At 38.2% G+C, this 13,858-nt stretch carries 14 protein-coding genes; 3 read left to right on the top strand and 11 right to left on the bottom strand.

From position 1 onward, the window contains the following. Positions 1–104: 104 nt before the first annotated feature. Positions 105–1,046, bottom strand: coding sequence for an ATP-grasp domain-containing protein (locus ACLNCS_RS01065; RefSeq protein ID WP_424846780.1), 942 nt, complete (start codon positions 1,044–1,046; stop codon positions 105–107). Positions 1,047–1,060: 14 nt separating this feature from the next. Beyond that, a complete protein-coding gene (locus ACLNCS_RS01070) occupies positions 1,061–2,311 on the bottom strand; it encodes a dicarboxylate/amino acid:cation symporter (protein WP_424846782.1) in 1,251 nt (416 codons plus the stop codon). Between the two features lie 245 nt (positions 2,312–2,556). On the opposite strand from ACLNCS_RS01070, the gene ACLNCS_RS01075 reads away from it, so the two are divergent. From ACLNCS_RS01075 to ACLNCS_RS01085, 3 genes are all read left to right on the top strand, one after another. Continuing rightward, the gene (locus ACLNCS_RS01075) at positions 2,557–2,916 is read left to right on the top strand and encodes a DUF3397 domain-containing protein (RefSeq protein ID WP_424847161.1); all 360 of its coding nucleotides are present in this window, start codon (positions 2,557–2,559) and stop codon (positions 2,914–2,916) included. Positions 2,917–3,025: 109 nt separating this feature from the next. Then, positions 3,026–4,696 (top strand): N-acetylmuramoyl-L-alanine amidase, encoded by a 1,671-nt coding sequence (locus ACLNCS_RS01080; RefSeq protein ID WP_424846784.1) that lies wholly within the window; start codon positions 3,026–3,028, stop codon positions 4,694–4,696. 165 nt (positions 4,697–4,861) lie between these two features. Beyond that, positions 4,862–5,602, top strand: a complete 741-nt coding sequence (locus ACLNCS_RS01085) for a hypothetical protein (protein ID WP_424846786.1) — start codon at positions 4,862–4,864, stop codon at positions 5,600–5,602. Positions 5,603–5,763: 161 nt separating this feature from the next. Here ACLNCS_RS01085 and ACLNCS_RS01090 read toward each other — a convergent pair whose 3' ends face one another. The 9 genes from ACLNCS_RS01090 to vncR all read right to left on the bottom strand — a co-directional run bounded on the left by ACLNCS_RS01090 (position 5,764) and on the right by vncR (position 13,846). Then, positions 5,764–6,078, bottom strand: coding sequence for a hypothetical protein (locus ACLNCS_RS01090; RefSeq protein WP_424846788.1), 315 nt, complete (start codon positions 6,076–6,078; stop codon positions 5,764–5,766). Positions 6,079–6,266: 188 nt separating this feature from the next. Then, positions 6,267–7,052, bottom strand: a complete 786-nt coding sequence (locus tag ACLNCS_RS01095; protein ID WP_223333237.1) for an ABC transporter permease — start codon at positions 7,050–7,052, stop codon at positions 6,267–6,269. Position 7,053: 1 nt separating this feature from the next. Next, a complete protein-coding gene (locus tag ACLNCS_RS01100; protein ID WP_424846791.1) occupies positions 7,054–7,872 on the bottom strand; it encodes an ABC transporter permease in 819 nt (272 codons plus the stop codon). Between the two features lies 1 nt (position 7,873). Next, a complete protein-coding gene (locus tag ACLNCS_RS01105; RefSeq protein WP_424846793.1) occupies positions 7,874–8,866 on the bottom strand; it encodes an ABC transporter ATP-binding protein in 993 nt (330 codons plus the stop codon). Positions 8,867–9,179: 313 nt separating this feature from the next. Next, positions 9,180–9,725, bottom strand: a complete 546-nt coding sequence (locus ACLNCS_RS01110; protein ID WP_036753482.1) for a histidine phosphatase family protein — start codon at positions 9,723–9,725, stop codon at positions 9,180–9,182. 57 nt (positions 9,726–9,782) lie between these two features. After that, positions 9,783–10,715: an alpha/beta fold hydrolase gene (locus ACLNCS_RS01115; RefSeq protein WP_424846795.1), complete on the bottom strand. Its 933-nt coding sequence runs from the start codon at positions 10,713–10,715 to the stop codon at positions 9,783–9,785. 129 nt (positions 10,716–10,844) lie between these two features. Beyond that, on the bottom strand, positions 10,845–11,726 hold the full coding sequence (locus tag ACLNCS_RS01120; RefSeq protein ID WP_033688381.1) for a class II fructose-bisphosphate aldolase: 882 nt from the start codon (positions 11,724–11,726) through the stop codon (positions 10,845–10,847). A gap of 147 nt (positions 11,727–11,873) precedes the next feature. Next, positions 11,874–13,193, bottom strand: a complete 1,320-nt coding sequence (gene vncS, locus ACLNCS_RS01125) for a sensor histidine kinase VncS (RefSeq protein ID WP_424846798.1) — start codon at positions 13,191–13,193, stop codon at positions 11,874–11,876. Next, on the bottom strand, positions 13,190–13,846 hold the full coding sequence (gene vncR, locus ACLNCS_RS01130; protein WP_006148163.1) for a response regulator transcription factor VncR: 657 nt from the start codon (positions 13,844–13,846) through the stop codon (positions 13,190–13,192). Before vncR ends, vncS begins: the two co-directional genes overlap by 4 nt. Positions 13,847–13,858 lie beyond the last annotated feature (12 nt).

A 13,858-nucleotide genomic window follows, 5' to 3' on the forward strand; every position in this document is an offset into this window, starting at 1 on the left:
GAGGTTGCAGATGGAAGCTGACGTGGTTTGAAGAGATTTTCGAAGAGTATAAACAAATTAATCCCCCAGTCATTCTCTACTGGGGGATTTTTGAATTTGCTACTTTATTGTCCACTCGTTAGGGCTTGCAATTCTGTTTTTAGATATTGAGCCAAATGTTGGTGAGCAAAAATATTGGCATTTTTTTCTGCGGTAGGATTGTAGTTTGTGTTGGTATTTACATCATAAACATAAATATCACCACTCTCTGACTGAACCCATTCAATAGCAGCAACTTCAATCTGAGCATTCTTAAGGAAATTTTCATAAGCTTCTCTTCGAGAATCTGGTAGAGGTTCTGTAATCTGGAATTTTTCAGACGTTTCTAGTTGTTCTGGTCTCTTGCCAATTTGACAACCATCTGCTGGGCACAATTGGAAACCATCTGAAGAATCGATTGAAACAGTATAGAGAAACTTCTGATTGATAAACTCTGAACGACGGATGCGTCCATCACTTGGTTTGATGTAGGCTTGTAACAAGGTAATCCCGTCCACTGATGGTTCAAAGAGAGGACTATTGACATAAGCTTCCAATTCTTCTTCATTTTGGAAGAGTTGAACGCCTAACCCCTTACCTGCTCGATTGTGCTTGGTAATCAATGGATAGATGTTCAATTTTCTGGCTGCTTCAATGATATTTTCTTGGCCCAAAACTGCAACTGTCGAAGGAGTCTCAATGCCAGACTCGTTTAACTTCAAATATTGTTTGACTTTACTGATTTCTAGATTGATGGCACCAGTTCCATTCACAACCTTGCGTCCGTGGGCTTCTAACCAAGTAATCACCTGCTCTGTAAATTCTGGCGCATAGCGATGTCCTCTGGTGTGAGAAGACGCAGACATACGATTGTAGAAGATACCCTGTGGCGGTGGACTTTGCAGATCCAAAATTCCACTAGACAAATCCCATAATTCATAAGGGACTTCTAATTCTTCCAACCATTTGACCAAATGCTGGGTCCATTCTAGATTCTCATGAATCACATAAACTTTTGCTTCACTCATTACTTATAAACTCCTTAAGAAAAGCTGACTGATAGTTGGCTTTCCTTTTCTTCTTCTAAAATATATCCTTCTGTTTTTTCGATAACGCTAACTGTTAAGATTTGACCCAAAACATTGATCATGGTACGGCCAGCATTGACAAAGAAATCAACTGCAAAGATCAAGGCTACTCCTTCTACTGGCAAGCCTAACTGAGGTGCTGCAGCTAGTAGAACTACGATAGCTCCTGATGGTACGGTTGCCGCAGTTTTTCCAATCAAAGTCAACAGTAAAACAGTAAACAAGAGACTTGATAATGAAAATTGAATGCCATAGGCATGGGCGATAAAAATCGTCGCTACTGAGAAGTAAACCGCTGCTCCCTCTAAGTTAAAAGTATATCCTAAAGGAACAACTAAATCAATCGTATGCTCGTCATGCCCCTGTTTTTTCAAATCTTTAAGAAGGGAAGGCAAGACAACACTAGAACTACCCGTAACAAAAGCCAGGGTCAAGAGACTCCAATTTTCACGAAAGGCTGACAAATACGGTACTTTAAAGAAGACAGCAATCAAAGGGAAAATAAGGAGAACCAAAACAGCATAAGCCAAGTAAGTTCCGATTACAAATTGACCAAGTCCAATCAATTTGTCAACACCAGTAGTTGCAACATCTTTGGCGATAAATCCAAAAATCCCAATCGGTGATAGTTTAACAATCACTGCAACAATCTTGTAGATAGCTTCAATCCAGATTTGGAAACCTTCGATAATTTTCTGAGATTTCTCAGACTTAAGGTTACCAATTCCATAACCAAGAAAGATAGCGAAAACGATAATTGGTAAAAGAGCACCTTCTGAAAGAGATTTGACGATATTTGATGGAATAAAACCAAGGAGAAATTCGCTAAATTTTACATTATTGGCAATTCCATCAAGGTTTCCACCAGTTTGACCAATGTTCACACCTTGTCCAAATCCCAAATAGTAACTAGCAAATACAAACAATAGGGTTATAGCAGTTGTTACTGCGAAAAAGTAAACCAAGCTCTTGGTCAAGATTTTTCCAAAAGATTTTTTCCCGATAACGCCAGCTACAGCAACAACGATAGTCGGGAAGATTAGTGGAATGATAACCATATTGATCAATTTAATAAAGGCTTGACCTAAAAATTGATAAAAACCTGCAAATTGTGGCCAGATGACCGCAGCAATCACACCCAAGACCAAAGCCACCAATAATTGGATTCCTAGTGAGAGTTTTGACCATAACGTAACTAATTTCATAAGAAACTCCTTTGTTTTATTTGCTACTCATTCTACTACTATTCTTGCTTTCTGACTAATATATATTTTCTATGGTCACCATAAAAAAGATTTATATTGAAGACTCAAACTATTACATTTTTTGTATCCAACATACACTGAATTTGTATAAAGTATAAAAAATCAGTTTCTAAACAAAAATTTTTAGAAAAACACTGTTAAATCAAGGAATATGCTTTCCTATTATTCAAGTTTTATGATACAATATTGTTATGATTTTAATGAAACTCGCTTCCGTCTTGCTTTTGGTATTAACCTTGGCTTTAGCAATTATTCTGAGCAGATTCTTTAAGTTAAAGAAAAGAGGCATCAACTTTGCTGATTTGGCTTTTCCTTTTCTAATTTTTGAATATTATTTTATCAGTGCTAAGGTTTTTACACACAATCAACTTCCCGTTTTGGGGGCAGCATTATCCTTGCTAGCTATCATTCTAGCCTTTTTCTTCTTGAGCAAAAAACGTAGTTTTTATTATCCAAAATTCCTGAAATTCTTTTGGAGAGCTGGATTTCTACTCACATTGCTCATCTACATCGTTATGATTGTTCAAATCTTCATGATGAAATAAAATTAAATCATGCCAGCACCTCAACAGTTGGCGACTAGTTCTTCCACATGAGGTGCTTTTCTAATGACATTTTAAAAAGAGATTATTAAAAAAATAGGAGATCAAACAAGTGAAAAAAATGCTCTTGGCAAGTGCCATCACGCTTACTTACCTAGGAATCACAACAAACCCAGCTTTAGCTGAAGAAAGTAAAGTACAAACTACTTCAGCAGAAACAACGCAACAGCCTACAACAGCTAACAAGGTTGAAACGAAAGAAGCAGTTCCTTCTACTGAAGCAAGTTCAAGCGTACCAACAACTTCTACAACAAATCCAAGTGAAACTCCAGCTAAGAAAGAGGAAGACAAGGCTCCAGAAGTCAAAAAAGAAAGTTGGGTATTAGAGGAAAACCACTGGCGTTTCTATGAAAACAATGCCCCTGTTCTTAACTGGAAAAAAATTCAAGGAAAATGGTACTACTTCAACAAAGATGGCATCATGCTGAGCGATACTATTTTTGACGGATATATCCTGACTAGTAGCGGGGCTATGGTCGATTCTGGTTGGAGTAAACTCCAAGATAAATGGTATTACGCTAACGCTTATGGAAAAATTTCTCAACAAAAATGGGATAAAATCGGTGGTGTCTGGTACTATTTTGATCAAGACGGAGTCATGCTCAGCAACACCATTTTTGACGGTTATCTCTTTACCAATAGTGGCGCTATGGCTGAGAATTCTTGGGTAAAACAAGATGGACAATGGTACTATTCCCTTTCTTCTGGTAAAGTAATCAAAAACAAGTGGGATAAAATTAGTGGTACCTGGTACTACTTTAACAAAGATGCTACTATGGCAAGTAACCAATGGCAAGGTAGCTACTACCTAAAAGCTAGCGGGGCCATGGCTGAAAAAGAATGGATTTTCGATAAAAATTATGATAGCTGGTTCTACTTGAAATCTGGTGGTGCTTACGCAGCACGTGAATGGATTGGCTCCTACTACCTCAAGGCAGGTGGCTACATGGCTAAGAGCGAATGGATTGACGACAGCTACTATAAAGCCCGCTACTATGTAGATGAAAATGGAGTCTATGTTACAGGGATCCATAAAATCGATGGGCAAACTCATCAATTCCAAAGCAATGGGAAGTGGATTGGTGAAACTTCTGTGAGTCGTGGTTTTGAAAAAGGGAAATATAACAATATTATCTTCCTAGATCCTGGCCATGGTGGTAAAGATCCTGGTGCATCTTATTATAACATCACTGAAAAAGAACTGAATATGCAAGTTTACCAAAAGCTACGAAAGGAACTTGAAGGACTTGGCTATACTGTTCTTTCTTCAAGAGACAGTGATGTCTTTGTAGACTTTGTCACCGAACGTTCAAGAATGGTTAATAAGACTGATTCAGATATCTTTATTAGTATTCACTTCAATGCTAGTGGCAGCCCTGCTTCTAACCGTTCTGGTATTCAGACCTATTCTTACGAAGAAGCTGCTGGTTATCCTTCTAAGATTAATCCATACTGGCATAACCATCCCGACCGTATCAGTGAAAGTAATCGCCTAGCTGCAGATATCCACTCTTCCCTATTAGCTGAAACTGGTGCTAAAGATGCAGGACTCCTACAAAGTAGTTTTGCGGTCCTTCGAGAAACTGATAAACCAGCCGTTCTATTGGAATTGGGATATATTGACAATTTCAATGAAAACCAACAAGTTCGTAGTGATGCTTACCAAAATAGATTGGTAGCAGGGATTGTCAAAGGTATTCAAAAATATTACGCAGGTAAATAAAGTAAAAGTCTCGAGAAAGCTCGAGACTTTTTGTGTATAAGAATTCTGAATGAAAATATTTTTTTAAAAATTATAAATACTTGACAATATATACATATATGATACAATAAAGACAATAAGGTTCGCCTTAGAAAAATAATGAAAAATTAAAGAGGAGATAAAACAATGAAAAAAGTTTTATTAACAAGTGTATTGGGATTATCAGCGATTGCTAGCGTTTCTTATGCAGCTACTGAAGTTCCTTCTATCCCAGGAGTAACTGCTTCAACTGCTGGGACAGTTACAGTAGCAAATGCTAAGAATAACCATAACAACCGTTTTGGTTATGCTGTTTCTCCATTAAGAAAAGAAAAAGCTATTAATTTTGCAGGTGCTAAGACTTATCCAGCTAAACCATATCCAGGAACAGACGGTAAACCTTTGAATGATTCAACTCGTGAGTTTGGACACAACACTCGCTTTGGTGCAGGTTTTAACGCTACTAAATCAGCTACGCCAGCTAAGCCAGCTACTCCAGCTCCAGCTAAGCCAGCTACTCCAGCTCCAGCTACTCCAGCTCCAGCTAAACCAGCTACTCCAGCTCCAGCTAAACCAGCTACTCCAGCTCCAGCTAAGCCAGCTACTCCAGCTCCAGCTACTCCAGCTCCAGCTACTCCAGATCCAAAAGCAATTCCAGGTGTAACACGTCCAACTACAGAAATTGTTACTGAAGCAAATGCTGCTAACAACCACAACAACCGTTTTGGTTATGCTGTTTCACCACAATATAAAGATGCTTATAGTGTATCAGGTGCTGAAACTTATAATACATCTGCTCCAATTGAAGGAACAGATGGTAAACCTTTGAATGATTCAACTCGTGAACTTGGAGATAATACTCGCTTTGGTGCAGGTTTTTCAAAATAATCTAAGGAATTTATCAATTTTATTTAACTTTTAAATAAGTTAAATAAATATAGGAGAAAACCAAGTTGGTTTTCTCCTTTTTCTTTTTTTGAAAAATGTTCAATTTTTTCATAATTTTGGCTTTTACTTTAGTGATATTATTTTTTCATATTCAGGTTAAATTACCTTGCTTTAATATTTTTTTCTGGAAATAGAAATCCAATCCCCACACAAGCCAGAACACCAGCACCGATTACCAACCCACTTGAAAGTGGCAAAATATCAAGAATAGCATTTGCAATAATAAAAGCAATAATCAAGCTCATGAGACTGGCCTTATAATCTTTTTTAACAAAATTCTCAAGAGTAAAGAATAAGAATAAACCTACTGGAAAGAGTGCCCAGATGTTAACATCCAAACTTGGCCATCCAACTAAACCAAAATACAAAACTGCTACTGCAAGGACTAAAAATCCGATACCTACTACTTTTTTCATGATATAACCTCATTTTCTATTTTGTTAGGAAGCTTTATCTCCCCCTTGACAATTACTACTATAACAGAAATAAAAATCGCAAACAATAGGTTTTGCCTATGTGGTAGTCATGATAGACTATGTGGTCAGAATTTTATAAGAAAGGAAAAAAAAGCCTGTCCTAAGACAAGGCTTTGAGATTATTCCTCTTAGGATCCCGCACTTTCGTAGGCATCTAAGCCCTTGTCCCATAGTTTCAAAGAAATGACAAAGAAAACAAGGGAAATCAGAATCAAACCACCAATATTAAAGAGTCCATCCTTGTCCTGCAAGAAATAGCTGGCAGGATAGTAGGCGGTAAAGGCGAAAGGTACAATAAAGCTAATCAACCAACGAAGGAGCGAATTGTAAATGGAAATCGGGTACTTGGCAAAATCATTAAACATATAGAAAATGTAAATCATGGCGCCTGACTGCTTGGTCCAAAAAGCGATACTGGCAGTCGCGATTTTCAAGGAAGTATAGATCAAGGTCGCAAAAGGAATACAAACTAGAAAAATCAGGAATTTTGGAAGAGTCCAAGCAATGCTAGTCGCCGTTGTCGCTAGTAAGATTCCACCGACCAAAAGTTCACCCAAGGCATCAATCTGAAAGGTCTCAACGAGGATGTGAAAGAGAGGATTGATAGGACGAGTCAGATACTTGTCAAACTCCCCTTTTCGAACTAGTCGTTGACCTAAAGCCCAGAGATTGTCAAAAAAGAGATGATCTAATCCCTTTGGAATTAAGGAAAATCCATAGATAAAGGCAATCTCTTGAAAGGTCCAACCTTCTAGCGAGGGGATGTGTTGAAAGAGTACATTGAGAAATAAGAGGTTTAGGCCTTGAGTCAGAAAGACTCCCAAGACACCAACCACAAAATCCACCTTGTATTCCATAATTTGCTTGATGTATTGTCTGATAAAAATCAGATGCATGCGTTGATATTTTTTCATCCTAACCTCCCTGAATGGTGATGAATGTCTGGACTCGTTTCCAAATCAACTGAGACAAGCCCACCATCACTATAAGCCAGAAAAACTGAAGCAAAAGTGCTTGAAGAATCTGACTGGTATCGTATTTCCCAAGAATAATCATGACCGGAGTGTAAATTAAGGATGAAAAAGGCAAGAAGGAGAGAATATCTGAAACCACCTTTGGAAAAAAAGCCAAAGGAATCAAACTGCCAGACATAAAGGATACTAGTGAAGCCTTAAATACTTGAGAACCCCATAAATTTTTAAATACAAAGGCTGAAAATCCAAAACAGATATTAAAGAAAAAGTTAATCAGATAAGCCAGAGTTAAGCTAAAGAGATAAAGGATAGTTAATCCCAGCACCTCTAGAATCCCTTGCCCAGATAAGATTTTTATCAAAACAATGACACTTAAAAATGGCAGTCCAACAGAGATAAAAATCAACCACTTGGAACCAAGCTCAGTAAAGAGATAAGAGGCCGCAAAATGCACTGGTCTCAGCAAGCGCATGATAATGGAGCCATCCTTGACTTCCTCCCCAATCATAAAGGAGCTATCAGACCTGGTCAAAAGATTGGTCACAAAACTCATGATGATGTAGAGAGTGATATCTGCCATGCTGAAGCCCTGAATCAAAGGCTCCTGGGAGGAGTCAAAGACTGCCTTCCAGAGATAAAAGGCCACAAAAGCACCCATGACATCGCCGATCCGATAAAGAATAAAGTTGACTCGATAGGTAATCAACTCCTGAACACCTGCATTGATAAAGGGTTTATAACGTCTCCACAATTTGACCATCTTAGAGCTCCTTTCGATAGAAGCGACGGATAATATCCTCAATATCCGTATCTACCATCTTCAAATCACGGACTTCAAAATCAGACAGGGTTTGTTTGATAATATCGGCCGACTGGTAGCGGGAACTATCGAATTCAATATTGAGAGTATTTCCTTGTCTATCAATGGATATATCAGGCAAGCCCTCATAATGAGAGATGGGATGACTTTGACCTGGCGTCAGCTCAAAGGAAAGAGTCTTCATCTTGCCAAAGGTCTCCTTGAGCTGGCTCACCGTTCCATCAAAAATCTCTTGCCCCTTGTCAATCATAAAAATCCGATCACAGAGTTGCTCAATGTCACTCAGATCGTGAGTGGTCAAGAGAATAGTTGTTTCTTCCTCTTGATTGATTTGAGTAATAGCCCGGCGAATGTTATCCTTGACCGACACATCCAAACCAATGGTCGGCTCATCTAAAAAGAGAACTTTGGGATTGTGAAGCAAGGAAGCTGCAATATCCGCCCGCATCCGTTGCCCCAATGAAAGAGTCCGCACAGGATCCTTGATAAATTCCTTCAAATCCAAAACTTCATTCAAAAAGTCCATGCGCTTATGGAAAAGCGAGTCTGGCACATCGTAAATCTCCTTCAAGACCGTGTAGGTCTCTTGCAGTGCCAAATCCCACCATAGCTGGGTACGTTGTCCGAAAACGACTCCAATATCCTTGACATAATCTTGGCGATTATCCTGGGGAATCTTGCCGTTAATCCGACAATAGCCAGATGTCGGCTTTAAAATCCCTGTCAGCATTTTGATGGTTGTCGACTTCCCAGCACCATTTGCCCCGATAAATCCTAAAATCTGCCCTTTTGGAACTTCAAAGGTTAAATCCTTGACCGCTTCAAAGGTCTGCTTTTCAGGATGAATAAAGGAGCGCAAAGCTCCCTTCAAACCAGGTTCCTTCACAGTCTTCACAAAATTTTTCTGAAGATGTTGCACTTCTATCATTGCCATATCTATCTCCCTTTAGTAAGAAACAACATTGTATTTTTGACTACAAATATTCTAAATCCTTACTTTCTACACCTTCTCAATATTATTACAGAAGGATTTATACCAACCTATTATAATCTAATAAAAAAAGGAATGCAAGCGTTTGCTTATTGATTATGAAATTAGAGATTTCTCTCTTAAAATAATACTTTTAATCAAAATTATGTTTATTAGTTTCCTTAAAACATCCAAAAAAACTGCCATTAGGGGCAGGCTACGAATTGTAAAAAAGCAAACTATTTTGATCCATATGAATCACTATTTAATCAAAGAACTAATCTTTCATAATTCTTTTCACAATCCCATTTCTATCAATTAGAAAACAATCTGGAAAGGTCATCTGCTCCCATTTTTCATAATCAAAACTGGAATCAAAGTGATGTAGTAGTATTCCTATCAAATTCCCGTGTGAACTAAGTAAAATCGTTTTTTCTGAGTATCTCTCTTCCAATTCCATTAAAAAATTTAGTACTCTAGCTAGTGCATCTTGATTTGATTCCCCTCCTGAAAGAGATTCACTGGGATTTTGCCATAAATATTTAATACTGTCTTCAAACTCAGAATCTTTTATAAAGGTTGAAGATAATTTTCGCTCTCGTAACCGATTATCAAGAACTATTTTATCAAATTGAATTGGCGAGCTATTAATCGTTTCAAATGCTCGTTTATAAGGACTAGAAAAATAATGATCAATATTAAAAGAATTCAAAAACTCTAACTGGTCAAGAGATGAAAATCCTTTTTCTGACAAAGTTCTATTAAAATCATCACTTGAAAATTTTGAATGAGCATGTCTAAGTAAAATATAAGAATTATTCATAAGTCATTACCTTTCAATTATTGTCATCAGTCTAAAATTAAAATGATCTCTAAACCATCAATGACTCTTTAAAAAATCTTCAATCTGAGAAACTATTTCATGACTTTGATAATGATAAAGTTCGTGAGGTGCATCCATATAGATGACTTGAACATTAGACTGGTCGCTTGCAAATCTCTCTGCATAATGCTGCCATTCTGATTGGCTAAAGGTCGTGCCTTCACCGTTAGAAACCAGTAATAAGGCTGGAATTTTCGGATTAATGCTAGATGGAACTTTCTTAGCATTTTCCTTTGCCAAACGGGATTCATGAAGCATGGCTTGTGACATCAACTGCTTATATGCTAGTAATTTATATTGTTGTCGTTCAGTTTCAGTCAGAGTTGGATTTTTTATATAAAAGGACTCAGGAAAATAGCGTAATAAGCCAATCTTACTGCTCCAATAAGCCACAGTAAGCAAGGCCTGATTATCCTTTAAATCCTCATAACTTGCTGGTAATGCCCAATCCAGACCAACCAAGGCTTTCACTTCATCAGGATACTTTTCCTGCCAAGCCAGACTTTCAAGACTAGCCATGGAATGAGACAGAATGATAAAAGGTCCTGATATATTTTCTTGTGATAGAGCTTGACGTGTCTCAGACAAAACTTCCATCACATCTCTGGATTGATTACTATCCTCGCTATAACCATAGCCAGCCCGCTCCACGATGACTACCTTATATTTTTTTGATAAGGAATCCGACACATTCTTAAAGTCCAATATTGGAGAAGCAATTCCAGCACCTGATAGAACTACTATTGTCTCTGGACCATCCCCCTCAACGTAAACATTGATTTTGTGCCCATTAACGAGAACAGTTTTACTCATAGGAATTAGAGAGGCTTGTTCCTTTTCTAAGCTGATACGATGAAAGATAAATGTCCCTACTAAAAACAAGATAAGGAAACTAAGAAGGACAAGGGCTGATTTTTTCAGTATTTTCATAGCATTATTGTACACAAATTAGACTCTTTTAGCAACTTAGTATATAGTAGTCTTAAGTATATTCTCTATAAAAGCAACACAAAAAACCCACCTTCACAGGCGGGTTTCATTTAGTATAGTTCAGCTAGATTAAGCTTTACCTTCTGAACCGAATACGTCGATACGTTCTTCAACTGATGCTTGGATAGCTTTTACACCGTCAGCCAAGAATTTACGTGGGTCGAAGAGTTTCTTCTTGTCGTATTCTGCTTCGTTTGCTTCGTAGTCACGAGCAAATTTACGAGTTGCGTTAGCGAATGCGATTTGGCATTCAGTGTTAACGTTAACTTTAGCAACACCAAGTTTGATAGCTGCTTGGATTTGTTCATCAGGAATACCTGATCCACCGTGCAATACGATTGGGAAGCCTGGAAGAGCTTCTGTCAATTTTTGCAAGTGGTCAAGGTCAAGACCTTCCCAGTTTGCTGGGTAAGGACCGTGGATGTTACCAATACCAGCTGCCAAGAAGTCAATACCAGTTGCAACCATTGCTTTAGCGTCTTCGATTGGAGCCAATTCACCTTTACCGATGATTCCGTCTTCTTCACCACCGATAGTACCAACTTCAGCTTCTACTGAGATACCTTTAGCGTGTGCTTTTTCAACTACGTCTTTAGCCAATTTAAGGTTTTCTTCAACTGGAAGGTGTGAACCGTCAAACATGATTGAAGTGTAACCAACTTCGATACACTCAAGTGCATCTTCGTAGTGACCGTGGTCAAGGTGGATAGCTACTGGTACAGTGATACCCATTGATTCTACAAGGTTAGCGATCAAGTTGCGAGCAACTTTGTAACCACCCATGTATTTAGCAGCACCCATTGAAGTTTGGATCAAAACTGGAGCTTTTTTAGCTTCTGCTGCGCGCAAGATAGCTTGAGTCCACTCAAGGTTGTTTGTGTTAAATCCACCAACTGCATAACCGTTGTCACGAGCTGCTTGGACAAATTTTTCTGCTGAAACGATTGCCATTTTATCAGGCCTCCTGTATATTTTTATGGGATATCCCATTTACATTGTTCATTTTATCACTTTTTGACAAAAAAATCTAGTTTTTCCTGTAGTTTGAATTGAATTTCTTCTATCTTAAAATATGTAACTCTCCTCAAAGTCCTAATCTTAAAGGTCTTTGGGTAGGTTCATATAAAAGGCTAAGTGGTCTTCATAGCGTTCAAATCGATAGTCAATTTCTTCGTTTTCCAATAAACTTTTAACTACGAATAGTCCCAAACCAGCTCCCTTACTTTGTCGACTAGAAACCGCAAAGGATTGTTCAAATTTATCTTGCTCCTCAGGAGTACAGGCGTTCTCAATGAAAACCCAGCCATCTTCTGTCCCAATTTTTAAATAACCTCCTTGAACAGAGTGTTTCACAGCATTACTGATAAGATTGGAAAGAATCAGCTTTAGTACCGAAGGATTTAGATAAGTTTGTTGGTCAGTCAGTTGATTCACAACTGAAATTTCCCTCTCTTTGGCTAATAAATCATAATCCTTTAAGAGAAAATCTGTCATTTCAAGAAGGTTGATTTTTTCTTTCTTATCTCGCAATTCTTGCACTGAAGAAAGGGATAAGATTTGCTGGACATGGTGAGTCAAATCATCCACGATACCCAAAGAAACTCCCAGATAATGGTCCCGATCCTTATAGCGTCCAATATTGGCTTTCATATTCTCCAGAAGAATCTTTAGACTAGCTAGAGGTGTTTTCAGTTCATGGGAAGCACCTCGCAAAAACTCAACCTTCATCTTTTCCAGCTGGAGGATGGCCTCGTTCTTTTCATGCAAGTCTGCAATGACCGTCAAGAGATGCTGATAAAGGCTGTTGATTTGTTCTTTAAGATCGCCAATTTCATCCTTAGAATCCACGCGCAACCTCACTTCTGCATCCAAATCCATCATCCGTCGAGTCACTCGTTTGATTTCCAAAATAGGAGCAACAATGGTTCTAGCATAGATAAAGGCGATGAGGAGCGAAATGATGAAAGACGCTAATAAAGTATAAGGCAGAAATTGAAGACTGATGTCTTCTGCTTCTTTCTGCAAATCCATAGAAGCTAAAAACTGTAAGGTCATCGTCTGACCATCCTTAGTTTGAACTTCTCTTTCCTCAATAACCAAGGAGGCCGTTTGTCGTTGTTTATCAACGGGAAGATTATCATTGACTTCCAACTTATCCTGAGTCATCTCTCCCTTAACAGCTCCCTTAATATCACTGCTTTTAGAATAAAGTTCAAGGACTTCCTGAATAGCTTGACTATCTTTGCCTTGGAGAGACTGGGCAATTTCTGTAGCCTTTTGCCCTATGCTCTCCTGACGATGACTGAGATAGGTCGGAGGAAAGAGGAAATAGATGGCCAAATGCAAACAAATGACCAAGGTAGAAAATACCGAGAAGGTATAGATAAAAATTTTTTTAAATAAACCTGAACGTCTCATTTTCTCTCCAATTTATAACCAACATTGCGCACGGTAAGAATACAGTCTAAATCCAATTTTTTCCGTAATTCCTTGATATAGACATCGATCACTCTGTCAAAAGGAACCTCATCTGTCATCTTCCATACAGCATCGATAATCTGCGACCGTGTTAAGGCTCGACCTTCATTTTTAACCAGATAGTCTAAAATTTCTAGTTCTTTTGCATTCACTGCAACTTCTTGACCTGCTACTTTAGCGCTATAACTGTCAAAGTCTACCTGGGTGTCCCTATAGGTAAAAATACGACCAGTATCATAATAACGCTTAAAGATGGCATCCACTCGTACCTTTAATAAAGATAGGGAAAAAGGCTTTTCCAAATATCCATCTGCTAATGCAGCAAAGGCACTCATCTTATATTCTTCGTCCTGAAAGGCTGTCAACATCAAGACCGGAACTTGACTGCTTTTACGGATTTCTGACAAAACCTCTAAACCATTGAGTTTCGGCATTTGAATATCTAAGAGAACCAAGGCAACTTGGTGATTGGAAAATTGTTTTAAAGCCTCAAGGCCATCTGCTGCCTGAATGGTTTCATAGCCACAATCCGTCAAATAATCACTAATTCCCTCACGGATCATGTCTTCATCTTCTACAATTAGAATTTTCATATAAATCCTTTT

It is taken from the genome of Streptococcus sp. CL9.43, assembly GCF_049737935.1.
Taxonomy (GTDB): Bacteria; Bacillota; Bacilli; order Lactobacillales; family Streptococcaceae; genus Streptococcus; species Streptococcus infantis_I.

Excerpts from the sequence above, each read along its gene's own strand:
- ACLNCS_RS01065 (WP_424846780.1), bottom strand. The coding sequence starts at position 1,046 with ATGAGTGAAGCAAAAGTTTATGTGATTCATGAGAATCTAGAATGGACC.
- ACLNCS_RS01070 (WP_424846782.1), bottom strand. The coding sequence starts at position 2,311 with ATGAAATTAGTTACGTTATGGTCAAAACTCTCACTAGGAATCCAATTA.
- ACLNCS_RS01085 (WP_424846786.1), top strand. The coding sequence starts at position 4,862 with ATGAAAAAAGTTTTATTAACAAGTGTATTGGGATTATCAGCGATTGCT.
- ACLNCS_RS01090 (WP_424846788.1), bottom strand. The coding sequence starts at position 6,078 with ATGAAAAAAGTAGTAGGTATCGGATTTTTAGTCCTTGCAGTAGCAGTT.
- ACLNCS_RS01095 (WP_223333237.1), bottom strand. The coding sequence starts at position 7,052 with ATGAAAAAATATCAACGCATGCATCTGATTTTTATCAGACAATACATC.
- ACLNCS_RS01100 (WP_424846791.1), bottom strand. The coding sequence starts at position 7,872 with ATGGTCAAATTGTGGAGACGTTATAAACCCTTTATCAATGCAGGTGTT.
- ACLNCS_RS01105 (WP_424846793.1), bottom strand. The coding sequence starts at position 8,866 with ATGGCAATGATAGAAGTGCAACATCTTCAGAAAAATTTTGTGAAGACT.
- ACLNCS_RS01110 (WP_036753482.1), bottom strand. The coding sequence starts at position 9,725 with ATGAATAATTCTTATATTTTACTTAGACATGCTCATTCAAAATTTTCA.
- ACLNCS_RS01115 (WP_424846795.1), bottom strand. The coding sequence starts at position 10,715 with ATGAAAATACTGAAAAAATCAGCCCTTGTCCTTCTTAGTTTCCTTATC.
- ACLNCS_RS01120 (WP_033688381.1), bottom strand. The coding sequence starts at position 11,726 with ATGGCAATCGTTTCAGCAGAAAAATTTGTCCAAGCAGCTCGTGACAAC.
- vncS (WP_424846798.1), bottom strand. The coding sequence starts at position 13,193 with ATGAGACGTTCAGGTTTATTTAAAAAAATTTTTATCTATACCTTCTCG.
- vncR (WP_006148163.1), bottom strand. The coding sequence starts at position 13,846 with ATGAAAATTCTAATTGTAGAAGATGAAGACATGATCCGTGAGGGAATT.